Origin of the sequence: Methylobacterium oxalidis, assembly GCF_007992195.1 — a bacterium.
Lineage (GTDB): Bacteria > Pseudomonadota > Alphaproteobacteria > Rhizobiales > Beijerinckiaceae > Methylobacterium > Methylobacterium oxalidis.
This window is the reverse complement of sequence record NZ_BJZU01000266.1, coordinates 1-1,751: the sequence shown is the minus strand read 5'-3', so window position 1 is coordinate 1,751 and position 1,751 is coordinate 1. Positions and strand designations below refer to the sequence as shown.

The 1,751-nt window shown below is 62.6% G+C and carries 2 protein-coding genes and 1 pseudogene; 1 reads left to right on the top strand and 2 read right to left on the bottom strand.

All coding sequences use genetic code 11. From position 1 onward, the window contains the following. Positions 1-234 precede the first annotated feature (234 nt). A complete protein-coding gene (locus tag MOX02_RS30415; protein WP_238180035.1) occupies positions 235-717 on the bottom strand; it encodes a MarR family winged helix-turn-helix transcriptional regulator in 483 nt (160 codons plus the stop codon). A 195-nt stretch (positions 718-912) separates the two neighbouring features. Here MOX02_RS30415 and MOX02_RS30410 point away from each other — a divergent pair, with 195 nt between their 5' ends. Next, positions 913-1,221, top strand: a complete 309-nt coding sequence (locus tag MOX02_RS30410; RefSeq protein ID WP_147029477.1) for a hypothetical protein — start codon at positions 913-915, stop codon at positions 1,219-1,221. Positions 1,222-1,508: 287 nt separating this feature from the next. On the opposite strand, the pseudogene MOX02_RS31980 reads toward MOX02_RS30410, so the two are convergent. Next, positions 1,509-1,751: pseudogene (locus MOX02_RS31980) on the bottom strand (hypothetical protein); the annotation flags it as partial.

The following is a 1,751-nucleotide window of genomic DNA, read 5'->3' as shown; positions in this document are numbered from 1 at the left end:
CCCAAAGCCAGCCGGTCAGGACATGTCCAGGGCATCATAACTCGATAAGCAGAGTGGGACCCAGTTCGCGGCTACCATCAGGGCCAGCAGTCAACAAGCACGACTGCATCAACAGGCCGGACACAAGACTGCACCCGACCAACGCGTCAGAACCTCAATTCGCCACTTGCAATGCGGGAGCCATCCACACAGGACCTTCACCAACCGCCCTAATCGGACAGGCCGATCGCCTCCTCATGCCGAGAGTGCGGTCGCAGCGGCACGAAAGGTGTTGTAGTCGATCTCGCCAAGCTGCTCGGCGCAGGCGGCCTGCGCCTTCTCCCACAACGGATACGCCTCGGTCAGAAGTGCGCGACCGTCCTCCGTCATCACGATGCGTCTGACCCGCCTATCCTCCGCGTCAGCTTGGATCGCGAGAAGTCCACGGCGCTCCAAGGGCTTCAAGTTGGCTGTAAGGGTGGTGCGATCCACCGCCAGGTCCTGTGCCAGGGCGCTGATAGTCGGCGCCTCATCGCGGACGAGCATCATCAGCAGCGTGAACTGCCAATTCGACAAACCTGTCGGGCGGAGCGCCGCATCATAGCGGCGGCCGATGGCGCGGGCTGCCTTCTGAGCCGCGAAGTTAAGGCAGGCCTGTTCGACAGCTGCGGCGACGGTGGCAGTCAGAACAGGGGTCCCGGTCATGGGCAGTTCCTGAGAAAAGTTGATACCAATCATATAGGAACGGTTCCTGCCTTGTGCGTGCAGACGGGAAGATGCTGCACAGGGGATTCCATCAAAAAGGTTGATATTAACCTATGTGCGTCAACGCACGGCGACGATCCAAGAAACGTTTATATCAACGTTATTGCAACGAGCGAAGGCAGCGGCTCTCAGATCGCTCCGACCGCTCAGAGACCATGGAGAATTCTGATGACCGTTCGTTCCGCCATCGCTGCCGCTGCCGTCGCTGTCAGCATCGCTTCCGTTGCTGCCCCTGCCTCTGCCCAGGAAGTTCGGTCCTTCGACGCTTGGGGCCACAGCTTCAACGTCCCCGGCTCGCAGTCAGCTGCGGTTGCAGTTGGCGTACGTGGCGCCACCGTCCTGACAACCGGCTCGATTGCTCCCGAACGCGCCTATGCATCGGCCAAGTCCGTTGATGAGAACGCGGCCGCCGCTGATGTGCAGGCGACCCGCACGCTCGACGTCTGGGGCGCCCGGGTTGATGCTCCGGTCCGCTAGTCGGAGACACGCGCCGCAGGTACGTCTCGGAGCCTACCGGACAATTCAGTGTCGGTGCTCTTCCCGCGGGGTATAGAACGCCGCCCAATCCTCGGCCGTGTGCAGCGGCTGCATGGGGAGCCGGCCACATTCCCGGTTTGGGCTAAGGCCTCTGTCAGGCTCTTGAGGCTCGGCTAACCCGCCCGCTGCATCCTGACCGAAGGCCACGTTGCGTACCGGCTCGATCAGCGGCGTGTGGACACGCCTCGCCCCGTCAGCCCGTGATCAGATCGGGCGGCGGGGCAGCCTCATGTGTGTACGCGTGCGGCTTTCATCCGATCCACGACATCATCCGCCCTCAGCGGATCAGCCTGCCTGCCGATGGCGAGAGCTCCTTCGAGGATGCGAATGCCCTCACTCATCGACACGTGCGGTACATGCTGACCGTCCAGATTGAGGCGCGCTCGGATGTAAGCGGCTCGCCCATCCTCAACCTCAGGCGCGTCCGCACAGGCCAGCCGGGCGACGAACGCGATAAGGCGTTGCCGCTT

Bases quoted from the DNA above. Each gene is read 5' to 3' on its own strand.
- MOX02_RS30415 (WP_238180035.1), bottom strand. From the start codon at position 717: ATGATTGGTATCAACTTTTCTCAGGAACTGCCCATGACCGGGACCCCT.
- MOX02_RS30410 (WP_147029477.1), top strand. From the start codon at position 913: ATGACCGTTCGTTCCGCCATCGCTGCCGCTGCCGTCGCTGTCAGCATC.